Source organism: Paraburkholderia sp. BL9I2N2, from assembly GCF_004339745.1.
Lineage (GTDB): Bacteria > Pseudomonadota > Gammaproteobacteria > Burkholderiales > Burkholderiaceae > Paraburkholderia.
Window position 1 is genome coordinate 4,509,503 of sequence record NZ_SMGP01000001.1, and the last position, 21,978, is coordinate 4,531,480.

Here is a 21,978-nt window from a genome sequence, read left to right on the forward strand (position 1 = left end):
CTTCGATGCGTCGATCAGTTGCCGGCCGACGAGGTTTTGCTTTGCAACAGTTCGCGTGCGGTGTTCAGCACGCCGTCGGCGATCTTGCCGGAATCGATCTTCAGCGAGCCGTCCTTGATGGCTTGCTTGATCGACTCGACGTGCGCCGTGTCGATATCGGCCGAGCCGGACGCCGCGAGGCTGCGCAGATGCTGCGACAGACCCGACAGGCTGACGCTGGCATCGCCCGAACCGCTGGTGGTGGTCTGCGAGGCCGTGCCCGCATTCTGCGCGTTGCTGTTCGCGGTCGTCGCGTCGCTTTGTTGCGAACGGGACAGGGCGTCTTTCAACGTCGGCAGATTCGAATTGGTTGTGGAATCGACTTTCACGATTGGCTTCCTGAACGATTTGATCCTTATAACGGCTACCGCTGATCAAAACTTTAGCGCAATCGATCAAGGCGTTACCTTTCCTTACATCTCCGGCCGGCCCGTTGACCGGCCTGATTTCGGCGCTGCCCGCCGCGCCGCTGGCGCAAGTCGGGACGGGCCTTAAGCGATGAACCGGCAGGACGTGCGCAGCCCGGCGGTTCACAGCTGAATCTCCACGGTCGCGCCGTCTTTCACGATGCCGGAAATGATCTGGCCGTTGGCCGTCTTGACCCGCACCTGCTGGCCCGGCGACGCATTGTTCATCGCGCTGCCTTCCGCCGAAATCGCGAAACCATCGCCGGCCGCCACGACCCGCACCGTCTGTCCGATCGATACCGCCGACGCGCTTTTCAGCATGTCGCGGCGCAGCGGCATGCCGCCGGCGACGCGCGTCAGCGTGACCGAGCCGACCGCCTGCGACGGATCCGTGACAATGGCCTGGGGCAAGCCGGTCAGGTCGCCGTCGCGTGCGACGAGGTCGGCGGCGGTGAGCACTTCGCCCGGCGCCATGGCACGTGCGGCCAGATAGTAGGTGGCGTGCAGCGAGATGCGCGCCTGCAGATAAATGGTCCACGGGCGCTCGCCCGCGCAGCGCACGCCGACGGTCATGCGGCCCCACAGGCGCGCGCCGCTCGGCATGAACGGTTCGAGCATCGTGCAGTCTGCGAGACCGCGCGGAAACGCCGGCGCCACGGTGATGTCGACCTTGCCGGGCAAACCGGCGGACTGCTGCTGCAGGAACGCGAGCGCGGCGCTGCGGATCGCTTCTGGATCTTGCTGGCCGGGCAGCGGCGCAGCTGGCGCGAGCGTCGCGGGGCGAAGATTCTGTTGCGCGACGGCGGGAGCGACTTGCCGCACCGTCGGTGTGCGAGCGATAGCAGCCTGTGCGGACGCGGTCGTCGCAGCCGGCGCGACAGTCGCCCGGGTCGCGACGGGCTTGCCATTCGCGCCCAACTGCGGCGGCTCTCCGCGTGAAGCGAGGCTATCGAATCCTGCTGCCGCGGAGGCCCCAGCGGCTGCGTTGAGCGGCGCATTGGCGGCCACCGGCTGAACGCCCGCGGCTTGCCGTGCGCCATTCGCCTGCGGCGCAGGCGTCACCACGACCGGAACCGCCTGACGCGAACCCGGCACGACGTTGACCCGTGCGACGCCATCCATGGCGTTGGCATTGCCACTGCCCGGCGCGGGAATCGTCACGACACCGCTGGCGTCGGGCTTGAAGCTGGTGCGAATCATTTGCGGCGCGGCCGGCGGTTCGCCCGCGCCCGGAATGACGATCGAGCCGCTCGCATTGGCGGCGCGCGTGAATGAATCGGCGTCGCGAGCCGTGGAATTCGGCGTCAGCGACTGCGCGGTGGCGGCGGCCAACGTTGCAGCTGAGCCAGTGCGCTTTGCAGGCGTGGCTTGCATGTGCTCGGCCAGATCCGCGAGCGCAGCCGGATTCTTTTCTCCCGGACCCGGAATCACGATCGGGCCGCCGGCTTCCTGAGCCTGCGCGTTGACCGGCAGCAGCACGATGCCGCCGGCGACCCACACCGTCAGGCTCACCACGAGGCGAATCAGGAGACGCGAGGCCGTGCGCGCGGCACGCCGCGTGACGCCAGCGCCCGCACCCACGCGATGCGCCGCCGCGCAATTCGCGCGGTGCGTCGGATCGAAGGCGGGCTGGTCCATCGTGGTTCTCCATCGAATACATCGGTACGCCTTGCATTCTAGTGAGCGCCCCCATTGCGCAAACGTTGAATAGAAGCCCCCTTTCCCGGTTATTCGTCCGATTGCCGCTTGCGTTCGGCCCATAAGATGCACCTCATGCAAAAAGGTCTTCCCGCCTGGTGCAGTCCTCACGCGAGGCATGCACGGGAAGCCTCGGGAACGTTCTCCGGAGATTCTTATGCTGGACAAACTCGATGCCGAATTCGCCTTTGGCCGTGAAGCGCTCGATGTACGCGCCTATCGGCAGGAGCTGCTGTCGTCGAATATCGCCAACGCCGATACCCCCGGGTACAAGGCGCGCGACGTCGACTTCGCCTCGTCGCTCGCCGGCGCGCTGAAGAAGAGCGGCGGCGCTACTGGAACCGCCGCGTCGAACAACGCGACGCTGGCGATGATGCAGCCCGCGGGTGTGACGAGCGGCATGTCGATGGTGTCGACCGCGCCGGGCCACATGGCCGGCAAGTCGACGCTGACGCCGACCGGCGGCACGTCCGACGACTACGGCAACCTGCAATACCGCGTGCCGACGCAACCCGCGCTCGACGGCAACACGGTCGACATCGATACCGAGCGGGTGCAGTTCGCGGACAACACGTTGCACTTCGAATCGGGCATGACGGTGCTATCCGGCCAGATCAAAACGATGCTGTCGGCAATCCAGTCGGGCTCGTAAGAAGCCACGGCGACAGACTCAGCAGTACGCAAGAACAATCGCTACGGGATTAACACTTGAGCCGGTTCGAACCGGCAGGAGAAGTCAGGAAACATGCCATCCCTGATGAACATTTTTGGTGTTGCAGGCTCCGCGATGTCGGCGCAGTCGCAGCGGCTCAACGTGACGGCGTCGAATCTCGCCAACGCGGACAGCACCACCGGCCCGGACGGCCAGCCGTACAAGGCCAAGCAGGTCGTGTTCGCGGTCAGCCCGCTCGGCGGCGCGCGCACGGCTTCCGGCCAGCAGGTCGGCGGCGTGCAGGTCACCGGCGTGGTCGACGACCCGACGCCGATGAAGACCGCCTACGACCCCGGCAATCCGGCCGCGAATTCGGACGGCTACGTCACGTTGCCGAACGTCGATCCGGTGCAGGAGATGGTCAACATGATCTCGGCCTCGCGCTCGTACCAGGCCAACGTCGAGACCCTGAACACCGCCAAGACACTGATGCTGAAAACGCTCACGATCGGAACCTGAGGAGAGCTCCTTGACCACCAACACCACCATTGGCGGCAGCGGCACGACTGTGTCGCAAACGCTGCTCGACACGATGAACGGCACGAACAGTGCCTCGAGTTCGACGGGCAGCACGTCCGGCACCTCGGCGACCGATCTGCAGAACACCTTCCTGCAACTGCTCGTCGCGCAGTTGAAGAACCAGGACCCGACCAATCCGATGGACAGCTCGCAGATGACCTCACAGCTGGCGCAGATCAACACGGTCTCGGGCATCAGCCAGTTGAACACCACGCTCAGCTCGCTCGCCACGCAAATGTCGGCGGGACAGCAGTCGCAAGCCGCGTTGCTGATCGGCTCGACCGTGCTCGCCCCGGGCAGCTCGGTCGCGGTCGCGAGCGGCAAGGCCGCCGCGTTCGGCGTGCAGCTCGCCAACTCGGTGGGCGATCTGCAGGTCGTCGTGAAGAACTCGGCAGGTCAGATCGTCAACACGATCGACCTCGGCAAGCAGTCGGCCGGCACGATTCCGGTGGGCTGGACGCCCACCGACACGGCCGGCAATGCGCTGCCGGACGGCACCTACACGATCAGCGCGGTCGGCACGATCAACGGTCAACAGGCCACGGCCACCACGCTCACGGGCTCCACGGTGCAAAGCGTCGTCATGCAGCCCAACGGTACGCCGGGCCTCGTGCTGTCGAACGGCTCGACGGTCGGCTTGACCAGCGTCGCCGCCATCCTCTGATTCAGATTCTGTCAGTTACGACTTTCCAGATACGGAGACCGTCATGGGTTACCAACAAGGTTTGAGTGGTTTGTCAGCATCGTCGAGCGACCTCGACGTGATCGGCAACAACATTGCCAACGCGAATACGGTTGGCTTCAAGAGCGGCGCTGCGCAATTCGCCGACATGTACGCCAATTCCGTGGCGACCGCGGTGGGCAACCAGGTCGGCATCGGCACCAAGCTCGCCGAAGTCCAGCAGCAGTTCTCGCAAGGCACGATCACTAGCACCAACCAGGCGCTCGACGTCGCGATCAACGGCAACGGCTTCTTCCAGTTGTCGAATAACGGCTCGCTGGTGTACTCGCGCAACGGCGTGTTCCAGCTCGACAAGAACGGCTTCATCACCAACGCGCAAGGCCTGCAGCTGATGGGCTATGCCGCGAACAGCTCGGGCATCATCAACACCGCGCAGACCGTGCCGCTCACCGTGCCGACCGCGAACATCGCGCCGCAAGCGACCACCAAGATCACGGCCGGCCTGAACCTGAACGCGCAGGATCCTTTGATGCTCGGCACGCCGGCCGTCACGCCGACGCTCGTCACGGGCAGCACGCTGACGACGCCGGGCGCGACCATCACGAACACCGCTTCGGGCACGAACAACGACAGCTACACCGTCAACTTCACGAGCCCGACGACCTACACGGTCACCGACACCACGCTCGGCACGACGTCCGCCGCCGCGACCTACACGGCGGGCACGGCGATCTCGCTCGGCAACGGCCAGACCATCACGTTCAACGGCGTGCCGGCGACCGGCGACAGCGTTGCGATCGCGCCGACCCCGGTGGCGTTCAACCAGAACAGCTCGTCGACGTACAACTACTCGACCAGCACGACGGTCTACGACACGCTCGGCGGCTCGCAGACGGTCAACATGTACTTCGCCAAGACGTCGGCCGGTACGTGGAACGTGTACGCCGGCACCTCGACGGGCACGGCGCAACTGGTCGGCCACGCGAACTTCAACTCGTCGGGCACGCTGCTCGGCACGACGGACGCGTCGGGTGTCGCCACCACCACGCCGTTTGCCTACAACTTCTCGATCCCGACTACCGACGGTTCGTCGACGCCGCAGAAGCTGACGCTGAACATCGCCGGCACGACGCAGTTCGGCGGCAAGGACGGCGTGAACTCGCTGCAGCCCGACGGCTTCGCCGCGGGCACGCTGACGAGCTTCACGATCGGCGCCGACGGCACGCTGACCGGCAACTATTCGAACCAGCAAACCGCGGCTCTCGGCCAGATCGTGCTGGCGAACTTCTCGAACCAGAACGGTCTCGTGAACCTCGGCAACAACGAGTTCCAGCAAACCTCGGCTTCGGGCGTCGCGCAGATTTCGGCGCCGGGCTCGACCAACCACGGCGTGCTGCAAGGCGGCGCGGTGGAAAACTCCAACGTCGATCTGACGAGCGAACTGGTGAACCTGATCACCGCGCAACGCAACTATCAAGCGAACGCGCAGACGATCAAGACCCAGCAGACCGTCGACCAGACCCTGATCAACCTGTAAGCGACCGGGACTAACCCATCATGGATCGGCTGATCTACACCGCGATGTCGGGCAGTACGCAGGCGCTCGAACAGCAGGCAATCGTCGCGAACAACCTGGCCAACGCATCGACCACCGGTTTTCGCGCGCAACTGGCGACTTTCCGCGCCGTGCCGATGTCGTTCGGCGACGGCAGTTCGATCAACGACAACACCACGCGCACCTTCGTGCTGTCGTCGACGCCGGGTGCGGACTACACGCCCGGGCCGATCCAGCAGACGGGCAACCCGCTCGACGTGGCGATTCAGGGACCGGGCTGGCTGGCGGTGCAAACCGCCGACGGCGGCGAGGCCTACACGCGCGCCGGCAATCTGCATGTCGACGAAAACGGCCAAATTGTGAACGCCACCAATCAGGTGGTGCTCGGCAACGGCGGCCCGGTGTCGGTGCCGCCGGGCGCGGAAATCACCATCGGCAAGGACGGCACGGTGTCCGCGCTGACGCCGGGCGATCCGCCGACGGCCGTGGTGACGGTCGATCAGTTGAAGCTGGTGAATCCGGATCCGCAAACCATGACGCGCGGCGACGATGGCCTCTTTCGCACCGCCGACGGCAATGCCGCCGACGCCGATCCGGCTGTCACGCTCGCGCCGGCCTCGCTAGAGGGCAGCAACGTGAATCCGGTCAGCGCGATGGTCTCGATGATCACCAACGCGCGCCAGTTCCAGATGCAGACGAAGCTGCTGGAAAGCGCCGACAAGAACGACCAGTCCGCCAACCAGTTGCTCAGCTTTAGCTAACGGGCGCGTAGGCGCAGCAAACAAGTTGCATGAGATCGGAGCAGGCGCTAAAGCGCCAACACCGATCGACACCGGAGAAGAACCATGAATCGCTCACTCTACATCGCCGCGACCGGCATGAATGCGCAACAGGCGCAGATGGACGTGATCTCGAACAACCTCGCGAACGTCAGCACCAACGGCTTCAAGGGCTCGCGCGCGGTGTTCGAGGATCTGCTGTATCAGACCGTCCGCCAGCCGGGCGCGAACTCGACGCAGAACACCGAACTGCCGTCCGGCATCCAGCTCGGCACGGGCGTGCAGCAAGTTGCTACCGAACGTCTGTACACGCAGGGCAATCTGCAACAGACCGGCAACTCGAAAGACGTCGCCATCAACGGTCAGGGCTTTTTCCAGGTGCAGATGCCCGACGGCACGACCGCCTATACCCGCGACGGTTCGTTCCAGACCAACGCGCAAGGCCAGCTCGTGACATCGAGTGGTTACCAGGTGATCCCGGCGATCACGATCCCGAACAACGCGACCTCGCTCACCATCGGCAGCGACGGCGTGGTGTCGATCACCGTGGCCGGCTCGACCAACAGCCAGCAGCTCGGCTCGATGCAGATCGCGACTTTCATCAACCCGGCCGGTCTGGATGCGAAGGGTGAAAACCTGTTTGCGGAAACTGCTTCGTCGGGCGCGCCGAACGTCGCGCAGCCGGGCCTGAACGGCGCCGGCACGCTGAATCAGGGGTACGTGGAAGCATCGAACGTGAACGTGGTGCAGGAACTGGTGAACATGATCCAGACGCAACGCGCTTACGAAATCAACAGCAAGGCCGTGACGACCTCCGACCAGATGCTGCAGACCCTGAGCCAGATGCAGGTTTAAGGCTCGAGGGACTGGGAATTAACAGGCGGTAATGATGATGTCGCACTTCACTCGCAATCCGGTTCATTCGCGCACCGCTCAGGCGCTCGTGCAGCTCACGCTGCTCGCGGCCCTGGGTGGCTGCGGCCTCGTGCCGAAGCAGCCGATCACGCAGCAACCGATGACTGCGCTGCCGCCGATGCCGCCGTCGGCGCAGTCGCCGGGCTCGATCTACAACCCGGGTTACGCGGGCCGGCCGCTGTTCGAAGACCAGCGGCCGCGCAATGTCGGCGACATCCTGACGATCGTGATCCAGGAAAACGTCAACGCGACCAAGTCCTCGGGCGCGGGCGTCAACCGCAGCGGCAACACCAACTTCGACGTGCCGACCTCCGGCTTTCTCAGCGGCCTGTTCGGCAAGGTCAACCTGAGTGCGAACGGCGCCAACAAGTTCGCCGCGACGGGCGGCGCGAATGCGTCGAACACGTTCAGCGGCGTGATCACCGTCACGGTGACCGGCGTGCTGCCGAACGGCAACCTGATGGTCAGCGGCGAAAAGCAGATGCTGATCAACCAGGGCAATGAATTCGTGCGCTTTTCGGGCGTGGTGAATCCCAACACGATCTCCAACCTGAACGCCGTGTACTCGACCCAGGTGGCCGACGCGAAGATCGAATATTCCGCGAAGGGCTATATCGACGAATCCGAGAACATGGGCTTCCTGCAGCGCTTCTTCCTCAACGTGTCGCCGTGGTGATCATGCGTACCGTCCTCTTCCGTATGCGCATCCGCATCCGCCTCGCACGATTCGCCGGTTTCGGCCGTGCGCTGGCCTTCGTCGCGCTTGCCTGCGCGGCGCTGCCGGCCGCCACGCCTGCTCATGCCGAACGGCTGAAGGACCTCGTGCAGATCCAGGGCGTGCGCGACAATCCGCTGATCGGCTATGGCCTCGTCGTCGGCCTCGACGGTACGGGCGACCAGACCACGCAAACGCCGTTCACCACGCAGACGCTCGCCAACATGCTGGCGAACCTCGGCATCTCGATCAACAACCAGGCGGCGGGTTCGAGCAACTCGCAGTCGTCGCTGTCGAACATCCAGCTGAAGAACGTCGCCGCGGTGATGGTGACGGCGGTGCTGCCGCCGTTCGCGCGTCCCGGCGAAGCAATCGACGTGACCGTGTCGTCGCTCGGCAATGCGAAGAGCCTGCGCGGCGGCACGCTGCTGCTTACGCCGCTGAAGGGCGCCGACGGCCAGGTGTATGCGCTCGGCCAGGGCAATCTCGCGGTCGGCGGTGCCGGCGCGAGCGCCAACGGCAGCAAGGTGCAGGTGAATACGCTGGCCGCGGGCCGCATCGCCGGCGGCGCGATTGTCGAACGCGCGGTGCCGACTTCGGTGTCGCAAGCGGGCACGATGCAGCTCGACCTGAACGAAATGGACTACGACACCACGCAGCGCGTGGTGGCCGCGGTGAACAACGCGTTCGGCGGCGGCACGGCAACCGCGCTCGACGGCCGCACGATTCAACTGCGCGCGCCGAGCGATCCGGAGCAGCAGGTCGCCTTCATGGCGCAGTTGCAGAACCTCGACGTCAAGCCGGCGCAAGCCGCCGCGAAGGTGATCCTGAACGCGCGCACCGGCTCGATCGTGATGAATCAGATGGTCACGCTGCAGAACTGCGCGGTGGCGCATGGCAACCTCTCGGTCGTGATCAATACGCAGCCGGTGGTGAGCCAGCCGGGCGCGTTCTCGAACGGCCAGACGGTGGTGGCCAAGCAGTCGCAAATTCAGATGAAGCAGGACAACGGCGCACTGAAGCTGGTGACAGCCGGCGCCAATCTCGCCGAAGTGGTGAAGGCGCTCAACGCATTGGGTGCGACGCCCGCGGATCTGATGTCGATCCTGCAGGCGATGAAAGCGGCGGGCGCTCTGCGCGCCGACCTGGAAATCATCTAAGGAAGACACAGGATGAATTCGGATACGACCAATTCCGCCGCTTCGGCGAACGACCTGACCCAGCGCTTCGCGCTCGACGTGCAGGGTTTCGCGAAGCTGAGCGCGCAAGCCAAGGCATCGCCGCAAGCCGGCATGAAGATGGCCGCGCAGCAGTTCGACGCGGTGTTCACGCAGATGATGTTGAAGAGCATGCGCGACGCGACCCCGCAAGACGGTCCGTTCGATTCGCACGACAGCGCCACCTTCACGTCGATGATGGATCAGCAGTTGTCGCAACAGATGTCGCAAAAGGGCATTGGCGTGGCTGACGCAATGCTCAAGCAACTGATGCGCAATCAAGGCATGCAGGTGGGCGGCGGTGCGGGTGGTTTGACCGGCATGGCTAACTCATTGGGCGGCGGCAGCGGCGGCGGCGACGAAGGCCAGACCGCGGCGCTGAACGCGCTCGCCAAGGCGTACGGCAATGCGCAGGCCAACGGCCAACTGGCGATGGGCAAGGGCTACTCGGCCAACAGCGCGCTCACTCCGCCGCTGAAAGGCGACGGCAGCTCGCCGAAGGTCGACGCTTTCGTCGACAAGCTCGCCCAACCTGCGCAAGCCGCCAGCGCTGCGACCGGCATTCCGGCGCGCTTCATCATCGGCCAGGCCGCGCTCGAATCGGGCTGGGGCAAGAGCGAGATCAAGAAGGCGGACGGCTCGACCAGCCACAACGTGTTCGGCATCAAGGCGAGCAAGGACTGGACCGGCAAGACCGTGTCGACGGTCACTACCGAATATGTGAACGGCAAGCCGCAGCGCGTTGTCGAAAAATTCCGCGCGTACGACTCGTATCAGGAAGCCATGACCGATTACGCGAGCCTGCTCAAGGGCAATCCGCGTTACGCGCAGGTGATCAATTCGGCGCATGACGTGAACGGCTTCGCGAATGGCATGCAGCGCGCCGGTTACGCGACTGATCCGCACTACGCGAAAAAACTGATGTCCATCATGCAGAAGATGGGCTGATCCGCAGTTACCGCAGTTCGAATCAACCGATCACTTAACCGAATCAAAACCATGCACGCGACGGGGCCAGGTGCATGGCAAGACGGACGAGGCCGGCCGCCCACGGGCGGCCGGTCCACCCGCGAGAGGCATGGCGCGTTTTAACGTTTGCGGCAAATAATTCATTACAGGCCCCTAAATTTTGGCCGGATGCTGCCGCTAATCAGTTAGACCCAATACCGGAAAGCGTTGTAATGTCCGGTTGGGATGCGCGTGCTGCGGCTTCGATGAAGACCGCGCGAAAGCCCCGGCAGGAGCCCTGGCACGCGCCCGCAAGAACATGCATACCGGCAAGCCCATGGATACTACCCAGTCGAACGGCCAGACCGACACACACGGCCAGCTGCACGCTCCGACCGACGAAGGCGGCAACGATTTTGGCCGTCGCAATCCGCTGGAGATCGGCGTCCAGTTGCGCAATCTCGTCAATCGCGGCGATTTCCTCACCGTTCAATACGCAGGCGGACAGCTCGTCACGCGTCTACTCGACGTCGACGTGCGCGGCCGCAGCTTCACGTTCGATTGGGGCGCGTTGTCCGATCAGAACAAAGGCTTGCTGAGTGCGCCGCGCTGCCAGTTCCACGCGCAGCCGGACGGCGTGCGTGTCGAATTCGCCACCAGCACGCCGCGCGAGACCCGTTTCGAAGGACTGCCCGCATTCGAGGCCGATTTCCCCGAGGTGCTGTTTTACGTGCAGCGCCGCGAGTACTTCCGCGTCGATGCGCCGATTCTCGATCCGTACGTATGCTCCGGCCGTTTGCCCGAAGGCGATTCGTTCCGCTTTGAAGTGCACGACCTGTCGCTCGGCGGCGTCGGCATGCGCACCGCGGACGAACGCGTGGCCGAATTGCCGATGGGCACGCGCCTGCTCGATTGCGAGCTGGCGCTCGGCGCGCTCGGCCGGCTCTCGCTCGATCTGCAACTCGTGTCGCATCGCTCCACCGCGTTGCCGAATGGCACGCAGCGTTTTCAGCTCGGCTTCCGCTTTCTGACGCTGCCGGGCAGCGCGGAAAACACGCTGCAACGTCTGATCACGCAGCTCGAGATGAAGCGCCGTTCGCTGGTGCGCTGATTGAAATGTTGGATCCGCGGTGCGTGAGAGGGGTGGCTTGCGCACCGTGTCCGCTTGCCGGTTCATCGTCACTTCCTTGTCACCTGTTTTCCGTACCGGCGCGCGTCTCTGCGCGATGAGTGACAAGCCCGGCAGGCAAGCCTCGCAAACGTTGAAACAAACGTCGAACACGCATCGGAATGACCTCAATTTTTCCTTGTTGAGGCCGTTAAACAAGATGTTCAAGTAACGCGGCGGCATGTGTACGGTGTCGCCCTTCAGGATGACGCATGTCCAATCTCATCAATCTCGGCCTCAGTGGACTGAACGCAGCCCAGTGGGGACTTACGACGACCGGCCAGAACATCAGCAACGCGTCGACGCCCGGCTACACCATCGAAAGGCCGGTGTATGCGGAAAGCGGTGGCCAGTACACGGGCTCGGGCTATCTGCCGCAAGGCGTCTCGACCACGACCGTGACGCGCCAGTACAGCCAGTATCTGACCACTGAGCTGAACAATGCGCAGAGCTCGGGCAGCGCGCTGTCGACGTACAACACGCTGATCTCGCAACTGAACAATCTGATCGGCAGCCCGACCGCCGGGATTGCGAGCGCGATCACCGGCTACTTCACCGGCTTGCAGAACGTCTCGAACAACGCGTCGAGCCTGGCTACACGTCAGACCGCGATGAGCGGCGCGCAGACGCTGGTGAACCAGATCAACGCCGCGGGTCAGCAATACGACGCGCTGCGCCAGAGCGTCAACACGCAGCTCACCAACACCGTTTCGCAGATCAACAGCTTCACGCAGCAGATCGCGCAGTTGAACGGTCAGATCGCCCAGGCCAGCACGCAAGGCCAGCCGCCGAACCAGCTGATGGATCAGCGCGATCTCGCCGTGTCCAACCTGTCGCAACTGATCGGCGTGAACGTCGTGAACAGCAACGGCAGCTACAGCGTCTTCATGAGCAACGGCCAGCCGCTGGTGTCCTCCAACAACAGCTACAACCTGGGTACGGCGCCTTCGACCGGCGACACCAGCGAATTGTCCGTTCAGTATCTCGGCCAGGCGGGTGCGAACCCGGCAGCCGCGCCGCAGAACCTGCCCGACAGCAAGATCGACGGCGGCACGCTCGGCGGCCTGCTCGCGTTCCGCAGCCAGACGCTCGATCCGGGCGAGGCGCAACTCGGCGCGATCGCCGTGAGCTTCTCCGCGCAGGTCAACGCGCAAAACGGGCTGGGCATTACGCTCGCCGGCGCCAAGGGTGGCGCGCTGTTCTCAGTGGGCGGCCCGACGGTCTATGCGAATACGCAGAACACCGGCAATGCGTCGCTGAACGTGTCGTTCGCGAATCCCACGCAACCGACCACCGGCGACTACACGCTCGCCTACAACGGCACCACCTACACGTTGACCGACAATTCGACGGGCAGCGTGGTGGGTTCGGCGACCAACCTGAGCCAGCCGATCAACGGCCTGAATTTCTCGACCACCGGGACGATGAATCCTGGCGACTCGTTCACGGTCGAGCCGACCCGCGGCGCGCTGAACAGCTTCGCGACCGCCACCACCGACGCATCGGCCATCGCCGCCGCCGCGCCAGTTCTGGGCGCGGCCGCCTCGAGCAACACCGGCACCGCCACGATCACGCAGGGCACGGTGACGGCCGGCTACACCATGCCGAACTCGACCACCACGCTGTCGTACGACGGCACGGGCCTGTCCGGTTTCCCGGTCGGTTCGACGGTGACGGTGGCCGGTTCCCCCGCTACCACGTATTCGATCACCAGCGCGACGACCGTGGTGCCGTATTCGTCGGCCACCGGCGCTTCGCTGACGATCAATAACACGACCGCCGGCCAGATGAACAACGTCTCGGTGACGATCAGCGGCGCACCGGCTGCCGGCGACAAGTTCACCATCGGCCCGAACACCGGCGCGAACAACGACGGCCGCAACGCACTGGCGCTGTCGAATCTGTCCACCGCGAAATCGCTGTCGGGCGGCACGGTCACGCTGACGGGCGCGTATGCGAACTACGTCAACAATATCGGCAACCAGACCAACCAGATTCAGACGTCGAGCACCGCGCAAAGCTCGCTGGTGACGCAGATCACCACCGCGCAGCAGTCGGTTTCCGGCGTGAACATCAATGAAGAAGCAGCCAACCTGCTTCAGTATCAGCAGCTGTATCAGGCGAACAGCAAGGTCATCCAGACCGCGCAGACCCTGTTCCAGACGATACTCGGCATCTTCCAGTGAGGCGTTGACAATGCGCATCTCCAGCACGCAGTACTTCAACATGAACGTCGCGACGATGAGCGATCAGCAAGCTCAGTTGTCGCAGTTGTATGCCGAGATTTCGAGCGGCGTGAGCCTCTCCACGCCATCGGACAATCCGCTCGGCGCGGCGCAGGCCGTGCAGTTGAGCTCGACGGCGACGACCCTGTCGCAATACACGACCAATCAGGGCACCGCGCTGGCTTCGCTGCAGCAGGAAGACACCACGCTCGGCAGCGTCAACACGGTGCTGCAAACCATCCATACGCTGGTGCTGCGCGCCGGCGACGGTTCGCTGAACGATGGCGACCGCGGTTCAATCGCGACGCAACTGCAAAGCTTGCGCAGCCAGTTGATGACGCTCGCCAATTCGACCGACCCGCAAGGCAACTACCTGTTCGCCGGTTATCAAAGCAGCGCGCAGCCGTACACCACGAATTCGGCCGGCGTCGTGACCTATTCCGGCGACACCGGCACGCCCGGCGTGCAGATCACCGATTCGCACGTGGTGCAGACCGGCGACAACGGCATTGCGATCTTCGGCAGCGTTGCGCCGATCGGCACCAGTTCCGTGCCGGCCGCGAAAACCGGCAACACCGGCACGGGCGTGATCAGTACGGTGAGCCTGAACAACCCGACCGATCCGACCAACGCGGACAAGTATTCGATCGACTTCTCGTCGGCGACCACCTATACCGTGAGCCAGACCGATCCGGCGACCGGCGCGGTGACCACGAGCGCGCCGCAAGCGTTCACGGCCGGTTCGGCGATCACGCTCGGCGGCCAGTCGGTGTCGATCACCGGCGCGCCGAACGCGGGCGACAGCTTCACGGTGACGCCGGCCACGCAAGGCAGCATGGACGTGTTCGCCAATCTGAGCCAGTTGATCACCACGTTGCAAACGCCGGTGTCGGGCGGCGCTTCGACGGCCAGCTTCCAGAGCGCGCTGACCACCAGCATGACCCAGCTCGAGAACACGATGAACAACGTCGTGACGGCGCAAGCAGCAGTGGGTGGCCGCGAGCAGGAAGTGCAGGCATTGCAGACGGTCACGCAGACCAACACGCTGCAGACGTCGAGCAATCTCGCGGATCTGACGCAGACCGACATGGTCAAGACGATCGGCAAGTACACGATGACGCAGGCCGCACTGCAAGCGGCGCAGCAGGCGTTCGCGAAAATTCAGAATATCTCGCTGTTCCAGTACTTGAACTGATAGCACGAGCAGTCTGAAACGGGGAAGGGCGGAAGCCGGTGTGAGCCGGTTCCGCCCTTCTTTTTTTCATTGCACTGCGCGGCGAGCGAAGCGTGCTATTTGAACCCCGCCGCCACGCGCCCCATCTGATCGAGGCCGACGTCGAAGAGCCGTATGAAGAACGGAATCATGTTTGGGGTCATCAACTGAAGCAGCAGCATGCCGATCAGCATGGTCAGCGGAAAGCCGATCTGGAACACGCCGATTTGCGGCGCGGCGCGGTTCAGTATGCCGAGCGAGAGATTGGTGATGAGGAGCGCGGCGACCACCGGCAGCGACAACAGCAGGCCCGCCGAAAACACGGTGCTGCCGAAGTTCGCCAGCGTGCGCCAGCCGGGCGCGCCGAGAATGTTCGCCGACACCGGCACCGACTGAAACGTGGCGAGCAGCGCGCTGATCATCTGCAAATGGCCGTCGATCACCAGAAACACCAGCATGGCGATCGTGTTCATGTAGCTCGACAGCACCTGGCTCGAACTGGCTGCCTGCGAGTCAAAGAAAGTCGCGAAGCCGAGCCCCATGCCGAGACCGACGAAATCGCCCGTCGCGCTGATCGCCTGAAACACGATCTGCATGGTCATGCCGAGCGCGATGCCGATCAGGAACTGGTTGACGATGATCCACACGCCTTCCGCGGAAAACACCGTGACTTGCGGCAGCGCGCCGAGCGTGGGCGCGACGATGATCGTGACGAATGCCGCGAGGCCGATCTTCACGCGGATCGGCAGCGAGCGGTTGCCGAGCACCGGTGCGGTGGCGACCAGCGCGAGAATACGCACGAACGGCCACAGGAACGCGGTGAGCCAGGCGTTCAGTTGCGCGTAGGTAACGGAGAACATCGCGGGTCGGAAGGGAAGGTGAGAGCCGGCGCCGCGCTCAGTTGACGAGCGTCGGAATGTTGGTGAGCGTCTGGCGCAGATAGTCGAGCATGGTCGTGAGCATCCACGGGCCGGCGACCACCATCGTGACGGCAATCGCGAGCAGTTTCGGAATGAACGACAGCGTGCTTTCGTTGATCTGCGTGGCGGCCTGGAACAGGCTCACCACCAGACCGACCACCAGCGCGACCAGCAGCAGCGGCGCGGCGAGCAGCAGGCCGACATACATGGCCTGGTGCGCGAGCGTCATGACGGATTCTTGATTCATGGCGATGGGACCGGAAGCGTGAAGGGCGCGGGCGCGGTTAAAAAGCGCGGTTAAACAAAGCTCTGTGCAAGCGAGCCGAGCAGCAATTGCCAGCCGTCGACCAGCACGAACAGCATCAGCTTGAACGGCAGCGAAATGGTCGCGGGTGACACCATCATCATACCCATCGACATCAGCACGCTCGCCACCACCATGTCGATGATGAGGAAAGGAATGAAAATCGTGAAGCCGATCTGGAAGCCGGTTTTCAGTTCACTCGTCACGAACGAGGGCACCAGCAGCGACAGCGGCACGTCTTCCGGACCTTGCATCGGCGCGGCGTGCGAGATGCGGGCGAACAACGCGAGGTCGCTTTCGCGGGTCTGGCGCAGCATGAACGTCTTGAACGGGGCGAGGCCGCGGTTCACCGCGGTCTCCATCGGAATCGTGCCGTCGGAGAACGGTTTGTAACCGTCAGTGTAGGCCTTGTCGAGCACCGGAGACATGACGAACAACGTGAGGAACAGCGCGAGTCCGACGAGCACCTGGTTAGGCGGCGTCGTGGTCGTGCCGAGCGCCTGGCGCAGCAGCGAGAGCACGATGATGATGCGCGTGAAGCTCGTCATCATTAGCACCATCGCCGGCAGGAACGACAGCATCGTGAGCAGCAGCATCGTCTGCACACTCAGCGAGTAGGTCGTGCCGCCGTTCGGGCCGGGGCTCGTGTTGAAGGCCGGCAAGCCGGCGGTTTGCGCGAACGACAATGTCGGCAGCACGAGCATCAGCGCCGGCAACGCGACAGGCGCAACGCGGCGCACGGCTGAAATCACTTTCGAGGAGGTGCTGGACATGCGAGCGGATTGCGCGTGACGCGCCGAAGTAAGACTGAACTGCATTACCGAACCCCGCCGCCTTGCCCGTTGAAACGTTTGCCCACTTCGCCTTTCAAAGCGTCGCGAAAGCGTTGGCCGAAGGTGCCTGGGAGTGCCGTGCCCGTCGCCCGCGTGCTTGCCGGACCGGGCTGCGTGGCGCCGAGCGGATCGATGGCGGCCGAACCAGCCGGCATCGTGTGAAGCAGACGGACGTTGCCGGGCGCCGTGCCGAGCACGAGCCACGTATCGCCGATCTCGACCACCGCGACCCGTTCCTTGCCGCCGAGCGAGGCGCCGCCGACCGTCTTCACGAGACCGCCGCGGTTTGCCGGCTGCAAGCCGAAGCGGCGAGCGAGCCATGCGCAACCGAACACCAGACCGATCACGACCAGCAGGCCGACGATGGTTTGCAATACCGCGCCGACGCCGAGCGCCGGAACAGCCGTGCCCGCGCCGACGCCCGAGGCGATTTTCGCGGCGTTGTTGACCGCGTTCATGTCCGCCGCGTGAACGGCCGACGGTGCGAGCAGCGCGAAGATCGACGCCGGGGCGCATAGCGCCGCCACGACGTTCGCGGCCTGTGCAGCGCGATTCAGAACAGTGCGCAACACGGCGCGACCGGCAACGCGTTTCATCGATTCAACTTCCGGATACGTTCGGACGGCGTGATGATGTCGGTCAGACGGATACCGAACTTGTCGTTCACCACCACCACTTCGCCCTGCGCGATCAGACAGCCGTTGACCAGCACGTCCATCGGTTCGCCGGCCATGCCGTCCAGTTCCACCACCGAACCCTGCGCGAGTTGCAGCAGATTGCGGATCGCGATCTTGGTGCGGCCGAGCTCGACGGTCATCTGAACAGGAATGTCCAGGATCATGTCGATGTCGTTGCGCGTCGAGGTCGGCTCGACTTTCGACAGCGGCTGGAACACGCCCGCCGTCGTTGCGCTGACTTCCGTATTGTCGTTCTGCTCGGCCAGCGCGCTGGCCCAGTCCGCCATGGCCGCGTCGTCTTCGGCAGCGGCTGCGTCGGCGGCAAATTGCGGCTCGCCAGCGGCCAGTTCGGCCTCAGTTTTTGCGTTCAGGTCACTCATATCCACCTTCCTTCATCGTTTCGGCTGCGCTGATCATCTTCTGGACCCGCAACGCATACTGACCATTGAAAATTCCGTAGCCGCATTCCATCACCGGCACGCCATCGACTTTCGCCGTGATGTGTTCGGGGATGTTGATCGGCAAAACATCGCCCTTGCGCATGTTCAGGATCTGTTCGAACGTGACCGGCACCTGAGCCAGGTCGGCGGTCAGTTCCACTTCCGCTGCCTGCACCTGCTGCGACAGCACGCGGACCCAGCGGCGGTCGACTTCGAGCGCCTCGCCCTGGATCGGCGACGAGAGGATGTCGCGGATCGGTTCGATCATCGAGTACGGCATGCAGATGTGCAGCGTGCCGCCGGTCGTGCCGAACTCGATCGAGAACTGCGTGACGATGACGATTTCGTTAGGCGTCGCCACGTTGGCGAATTGCGTGTGCATTTCCGAGCGCACATATTCGAACTGCAGCGGACGCACGCTCTTCCACGAGGCCGTGTAGTTGTCGAACACCAGGTTCAGCAGCTTGTTGATGATGCGCTGCTCGGTCTGCGTGAAATCGCGGCCTTCGACGCGGGTATGGAAACGCCCGTCGCCGCCGAACAGGTTGTCGACCACGAAGAACACGAGGTTCGGATCGAACACGAACAGCGATGTGCCGCGCAGCGGCTTCACGTGGACCAGGTTCAGGTTGGTCGGGATCGGCAGATTGCGGGTGAATTCGCTGTACTTCTGCACCTTCACCGGACCGACGGAGATTTCCGCCGAGCGCCGCATGAAGTTGAAAATGCCGACGCGCAACAGACGCGCGAACCGGTCGTTGATGATTTCAAGGCCGGGCATCCGGCCGCGGACGATGCGTTCCTGCGTCGCGATGTTGTAAGGCCGTACGCCCGCACGGTCGCTTTGCTCGGCTTCCGAGTCGGTTTCACCGGTTACGCCCTTGAGGAGGGCATCGACCTCCTCCTGGGACATGAACTCTTCGTGGCCCATTCCTTATTCCTCGTGCGTCCCGTGGCGGTTGATGATGGCAGCGCTGATTAACGTCACGACCGGCGTCACTGCACGACGAATTCGGTGAACAGCACGTCCTGGACATGGATCGGCGCGGCGCCCTTGTCGGTCGGCTGCTCGATCAGCGTGCGCAATTCCGTGGCGAGCGCGCGCTTGCCTTCGAGCGGCGCGAGTTCGTCAGGGTGCTTGTTCGAGAGTGCGAGCAGGATGTGGCTGCGCACTTCGGGCATGTGGTCTGTCAGCTCCTGCTGGGTCTTGGCGTCGGTGAGTTTTAGCGTCAGGCCGATGCGCAGGAAATGCTGCTGGCCGTCGTCTGATTGCAGATTCACGGTCATGGATTCGAGCGGGAAGAACAGCGGAGCGGCGAGTGGCGCTGGCGCGCTGGCGGTTTCAGCCGATGCGGCGGCGGGGGCGCGCTTCGACATGAAGAACCACACGCCCGCGCCGGCTGCGCCCGCGGCAATGATCGCTATGAGGACGATCAGGATGATGCGCTTCATCGGGCCCGGAGAGGCGGGCGCGGCTTGCTGGGGTGCGGTTGTGGTTGCCATGAGGTTTGCTTTGCTTGCCTTTAGTGCTGGTGATGGTGATTGTTGTTGATTTTCCTGCGGCGCGATGGGTCGAAAAGAAGGGGGATTGAGGGTTATCTCTGGTTTTTGCTTTTTTGTTGGGCTTTTCTTTTGGTCCGCTGTGGGGTGTTGGCCTTTCCTTGAGGTCGCTGTGGTCTATTGGCGTTGCCCCTGTGCGGGGCGGCACCTACTTTCTTTGCCGCAACAAAGAAAGTAGGCAAAGAAAGCCGCTTCACACCGCCAGCTCATAAGCGGGCCCCTCGCGCAGTCGCAGTAGTGGTGCATCTGGAATCAGTGTTCTCGCGCATTCCGCGTGAGTGACAAGGCGCTCATTCTTCCGGCGACGCTACGCGCGCCGTGGCGGTACTTCACTTAACCGCCCGACGCAAATCGGCGCCCTTTGGTGGGCGCCGCTGATCAACTGTCTGCAAAATCAATGTTCGGCAAATGCTTTGGCGCACGGCGAATGCCGGCGCTCAAGGCACAATCTCAAGCGAATGTGTCGACCAGGCCTACCGTGCGGCGCACCGGTACGTTGACCGCCGTGTCGATCGCGTCTGTGCCGCTGCTGCCGCCAAACGATCCGCTCCCGCTCGAGCGGCCGCCGGAACGGCCGGAGTCGGCGCTTTGCTGTTGGCCGCTCTGGCGCGCAAAGCCGTCGCTGACGCTCGCGCTCCCCAAGCCGATGCCGTTGGATTCCATCGCCTCGCGCAGCTTCGGCAGCGCGGCTTCGACGGCTTCGCGCACGGACTGGTGCTGCGACACGAACAACGCATGTGCATGGTTATCGGCAACCTGCAAGACAACCTGTAGCGGCCCCAGATCCTTCGGGTTCAAGGTGAGCTCGGCGCTCTGCGAATGTGCGTTCGACAGGAACACCACCTTCTGGCTCAACGCGTCTTCCCAGTCAGTCGTGCCGACCTGCGGTGACAGCGCGTTCGCCGCTTCCGCCGCGCCGGCGTTGCCAGTGGTCTGGACGGCTGCCGTCGTGCTCGCTGCGCTCGCCGCGGCTTGCGAAGCGGCTAGCGCCGCTGTTGCTGCATCCGTCGCGCTCTTGAAAGAGGCGAGATCGTCGGCTTGCGTGCCTCCGGCTGCCGTCGCCGTCATTGCGTCAGCCGCCGCTTTTGCGGCCGCCGATGGGTCGGCCACGGTCGTCGCCGCCGTCGTCATCGCGGCTTTCGATGCAGTCGATCCCTTGCCGTCGCCGAACAGGCCAGCCGCCAGGCTCTTGCCGTCGGTGGCGCCATTCAGCCCAGTGTTCGTACCAGCCAAGCCGTTTGCCGAGGTCGCGGCGCTTGCGGCTGCGCCGCTCGCCAGTGCTTGCGCGGGAACGCCCTGGCCGTTCGCCAATGCGGCCAACGCTGCCTGCAGCGCGTCTTGCAGTGACTTCGGATCGGTGGCGGTGGATTCCTTGCCCGGCGTGCCGCCGGTCGTAGCGTCCGTGGCCGTGCCCGGTAGCGTGGTCGCGGCATCGGTCAAGGCTGCTGCGGGGTCGGCGGTTGTCGGCGTATTGGCGCTGTTCGCGTCGGCCTGAGCTTGTGCCTGGGCCTGAGCGGCAGCGGCTGCCGCCGCGGTGCCCGCGTCGGTCTGGTTCGCCGTGTTGCCGGTTTTCGCCGGCGTGGCGTTCGTCTTGTCGGTCGAAGCCTGTTGCGTATCGCCCGACGAAGCCGTGGACGAAGCCGAGCTCGTCGGCTTGCTGGTGTCCTTGCTGTTGCTCGCGTCGTCGGCGCTTTTCGGTGCGGGATCGGCCGGCGGCGGCGCGTCGTGCACGCTCGACGAAGACGACGATGAGCCTGACGACGCCGCAGCCGCAGCCTGCTGCTGGCTCGCGCTCAGCGCAGCCGCGCTGCTCTGCTGGTCGATGCTCTGCTGCAGGGTTTGCGAGAACGGTTTGGCGTTCGCCGCAGCGGCGATGGCCGCGCTGGTTGACGTGCTGCTGGCGGAGCCGAGCAGCGAGCCGATCTGTGAAAGAAGCGACATAGGGAATCCTGTCAATCGGTCAAACGGTGTTCAGTCAATCGAGGTGGCGCTCATGCGCGTCATGCGCCTTCTGCGCGCATCCTCAGAATCCGGGCGGCGTGTTCGTCGGCGTCGCGCTGATCGCGCCGCGCCGTGGTCTTGGCTTCGGCTGCCTCGCCGCGCGCCTGCAGCACTTCGTACGAACCGAGCTTCTGCTTCTGACGCTGCCAATCGGGCTTGGCTGCCTCGACGCGCGCGTTGGCCGTCACCAGCAGGTTGCGCTGCTGTTCAATGGCGGAGTCGAGCGTGTCGATGAATGCCTGGAAATTGCGCATGTTCCCTGCGGGCATGCCCGTCTGGGCCGTCGCGGTGAAGCGTGCGTGGTATTCGTCGCGGTACTGCACGAGGGCGTCGAGCTGCGACTGCACGTCGTTGCGCTCGCGCTGCGCGCGGCCCAGACGTTGCGCGGCGGCGTCCACATCGTCCTGGGCGAGGCCGATGAGGGTCTTGATCGGAAAGTGTTTCGCCATCG

General features: G+C 64.2%; 23 protein-coding genes. 12 read left to right on the forward strand and 11 right to left on the reverse strand.

From position 1 onward, the window contains the following. Positions 1-14: 14 nt before the first annotated feature. A complete protein-coding gene (gene flgM / locus B0G74_RS20545) occupies positions 15-368 on the reverse strand; it encodes a flagellar biosynthesis anti-sigma factor FlgM (RefSeq protein ID WP_132376597.1) in 354 nt (117 codons plus the stop codon). A 201-nt stretch (positions 369-569) separates the two neighbouring features. Then, positions 570-2,084 carry a flagellar basal body P-ring formation chaperone FlgA gene (gene flgA / locus B0G74_RS20550; RefSeq protein WP_132376598.1) on the reverse strand — a complete coding sequence of 505 codons (1,515 nt, stop codon included), beginning with the start codon at positions 2,082-2,084 and terminating at the stop codon, positions 570-572. A 217-nt stretch (positions 2,085-2,301) separates the two neighbouring features. On the opposite strand from flgA, the gene flgB reads away from it, so the two are divergent. From flgB to flgL, 12 genes are all read left to right on the forward strand, one after another. Beyond that, positions 2,302-2,796, forward strand: coding sequence for a flagellar basal body rod protein FlgB (flgB, locus tag B0G74_RS20555; RefSeq protein ID WP_132376599.1), 495 nt, complete (start codon positions 2,302-2,304; stop codon positions 2,794-2,796). Positions 2,797-2,889: 93 nt separating this feature from the next. Further along, positions 2,890-3,315, forward strand: coding sequence for a flagellar basal body rod protein FlgC (gene flgC / locus B0G74_RS20560; protein ID WP_012434707.1), 426 nt, complete (start codon positions 2,890-2,892; stop codon positions 3,313-3,315). 10 nt (positions 3,316-3,325) lie between these two features. Then, a complete protein-coding gene (locus B0G74_RS20565; RefSeq protein WP_132376600.1) occupies positions 3,326-4,039 on the forward strand; it encodes a flagellar hook assembly protein FlgD in 714 nt (237 codons plus the stop codon). A gap of 43 nt (positions 4,040-4,082) precedes the next feature. Further along, the gene (locus B0G74_RS20570; protein ID WP_132376601.1) at positions 4,083-5,594 is read left to right on the forward strand and encodes a flagellar hook protein FlgE; all 1,512 of its coding nucleotides are present in this window, start codon (positions 4,083-4,085) and stop codon (positions 5,592-5,594) included. A gap of 20 nt (positions 5,595-5,614) precedes the next feature. Then, entirely contained in the window at positions 5,615-6,373 is a 759-nt protein-coding gene (gene flgF / locus B0G74_RS20575) for a flagellar basal-body rod protein FlgF (RefSeq protein ID WP_132376602.1), read from the forward strand. A gap of 84 nt (positions 6,374-6,457) precedes the next feature. Next, positions 6,458-7,246, forward strand: coding sequence for a flagellar basal-body rod protein FlgG (flgG, locus tag B0G74_RS20580; protein ID WP_012434703.1), 789 nt, complete (start codon positions 6,458-6,460; stop codon positions 7,244-7,246). 37 nt (positions 7,247-7,283) lie between these two features. Then, positions 7,284-7,982 carry a flagellar basal body L-ring protein FlgH gene (flgH, locus tag B0G74_RS20585; protein WP_132376603.1) on the forward strand — a complete coding sequence of 233 codons (699 nt, stop codon included), beginning with the start codon at positions 7,284-7,286 and terminating at the stop codon, positions 7,980-7,982. A gap of 2 nt (positions 7,983-7,984) precedes the next feature. Next, the gene (locus B0G74_RS20590) at positions 7,985-9,181 is read left to right on the forward strand and encodes a flagellar basal body P-ring protein FlgI (protein ID WP_132376604.1); all 1,197 of its coding nucleotides are present in this window, start codon (positions 7,985-7,987) and stop codon (positions 9,179-9,181) included. 12 nt (positions 9,182-9,193) lie between these two features. After that, on the forward strand, positions 9,194-10,186 hold the full coding sequence (gene flgJ, locus B0G74_RS20595) for a flagellar assembly peptidoglycan hydrolase FlgJ (RefSeq protein WP_132376605.1): 993 nt from the start codon (positions 9,194-9,196) through the stop codon (positions 10,184-10,186). 337 nt (positions 10,187-10,523) lie between these two features. After that, a complete protein-coding gene (locus B0G74_RS20600) occupies positions 10,524-11,297 on the forward strand; it encodes a flagellar brake protein (protein ID WP_207915668.1) in 774 nt (257 codons plus the stop codon). A gap of 269 nt (positions 11,298-11,566) precedes the next feature. Beyond that, positions 11,567-13,540, forward strand: a complete 1,974-nt coding sequence (gene flgK, locus B0G74_RS20605) for a flagellar hook-associated protein FlgK (protein ID WP_132376607.1) — start codon at positions 11,567-11,569, stop codon at positions 13,538-13,540. 10 nt (positions 13,541-13,550) lie between these two features. Then, positions 13,551-14,774: a flagellar hook-associated protein FlgL gene (gene flgL, locus B0G74_RS20610; RefSeq protein ID WP_132376608.1), complete on the forward strand. Its 1,224-nt coding sequence runs from the start codon at positions 13,551-13,553 to the stop codon at positions 14,772-14,774. A 95-nt stretch (positions 14,775-14,869) separates the two neighbouring features. Here flgL and fliR read toward each other — a convergent pair whose 3' ends face one another. The 9 genes from fliR to fliJ all read right to left on the reverse strand — a co-directional run bounded on the left by fliR (position 14,870) and on the right by fliJ (position 21,976). Then, positions 14,870-15,652: a flagellar biosynthetic protein FliR gene (gene fliR / locus B0G74_RS20615; protein ID WP_132376609.1), complete on the reverse strand. Its 783-nt coding sequence runs from the start codon at positions 15,650-15,652 to the stop codon at positions 14,870-14,872. Between the two features lie 37 nt (positions 15,653-15,689). After that, positions 15,690-15,959 (reverse strand): flagellar biosynthesis protein FliQ, encoded by a 270-nt coding sequence (gene fliQ, locus B0G74_RS20620; RefSeq protein WP_106284814.1) that lies wholly within the window; start codon positions 15,957-15,959, stop codon positions 15,690-15,692. A 50-nt stretch (positions 15,960-16,009) separates the two neighbouring features. After that, the gene (gene fliP / locus B0G74_RS20625) at positions 16,010-16,789 is read right to left on the reverse strand and encodes a flagellar type III secretion system pore protein FliP (protein ID WP_243658236.1); all 780 of its coding nucleotides are present in this window, start codon (positions 16,787-16,789) and stop codon (positions 16,010-16,012) included. Positions 16,790-16,833: 44 nt separating this feature from the next. Beyond that, entirely contained in the window at positions 16,834-17,445 is a 612-nt protein-coding gene (fliO, locus tag B0G74_RS20630; RefSeq protein ID WP_207915669.1) for a flagellar biosynthetic protein FliO, read from the reverse strand. Continuing rightward, positions 17,442-17,906: a flagellar motor switch protein FliN gene (gene fliN / locus B0G74_RS20635; protein WP_132376611.1), complete on the reverse strand. Its 465-nt coding sequence runs from the start codon at positions 17,904-17,906 to the stop codon at positions 17,442-17,444. The genes fliO and fliN overlap by 4 nt, the downstream gene beginning before the upstream one ends. Further along, positions 17,899-18,897, reverse strand: a complete 999-nt coding sequence (gene fliM, locus B0G74_RS20640; protein WP_132376612.1) for a flagellar motor switch protein FliM — start codon at positions 18,895-18,897, stop codon at positions 17,899-17,901. The genes fliN and fliM overlap by 8 nt, the downstream gene beginning before the upstream one ends. 65 nt (positions 18,898-18,962) lie before the next feature. Next, complete coding sequence (gene fliL, locus B0G74_RS20645) at positions 18,963-19,469, reverse strand: flagellar basal body-associated protein FliL (RefSeq protein WP_132376613.1); 507 nt, start codon at positions 19,467-19,469, stop codon at positions 18,963-18,965. Positions 19,470-19,976: 507 nt separating this feature from the next. Beyond that, positions 19,977-21,467, reverse strand: a complete 1,491-nt coding sequence (locus B0G74_RS20655) for a flagellar hook-length control protein FliK (protein WP_132376614.1) — start codon at positions 21,465-21,467, stop codon at positions 19,977-19,979. A gap of 59 nt (positions 21,468-21,526) precedes the next feature. Next, positions 21,527-21,976: a flagellar export protein FliJ gene (fliJ, locus tag B0G74_RS20660; RefSeq protein WP_132376615.1), complete on the reverse strand. Its 450-nt coding sequence runs from the start codon at positions 21,974-21,976 to the stop codon at positions 21,527-21,529. Positions 21,977-21,978: the final 2 nt, after the last annotated feature.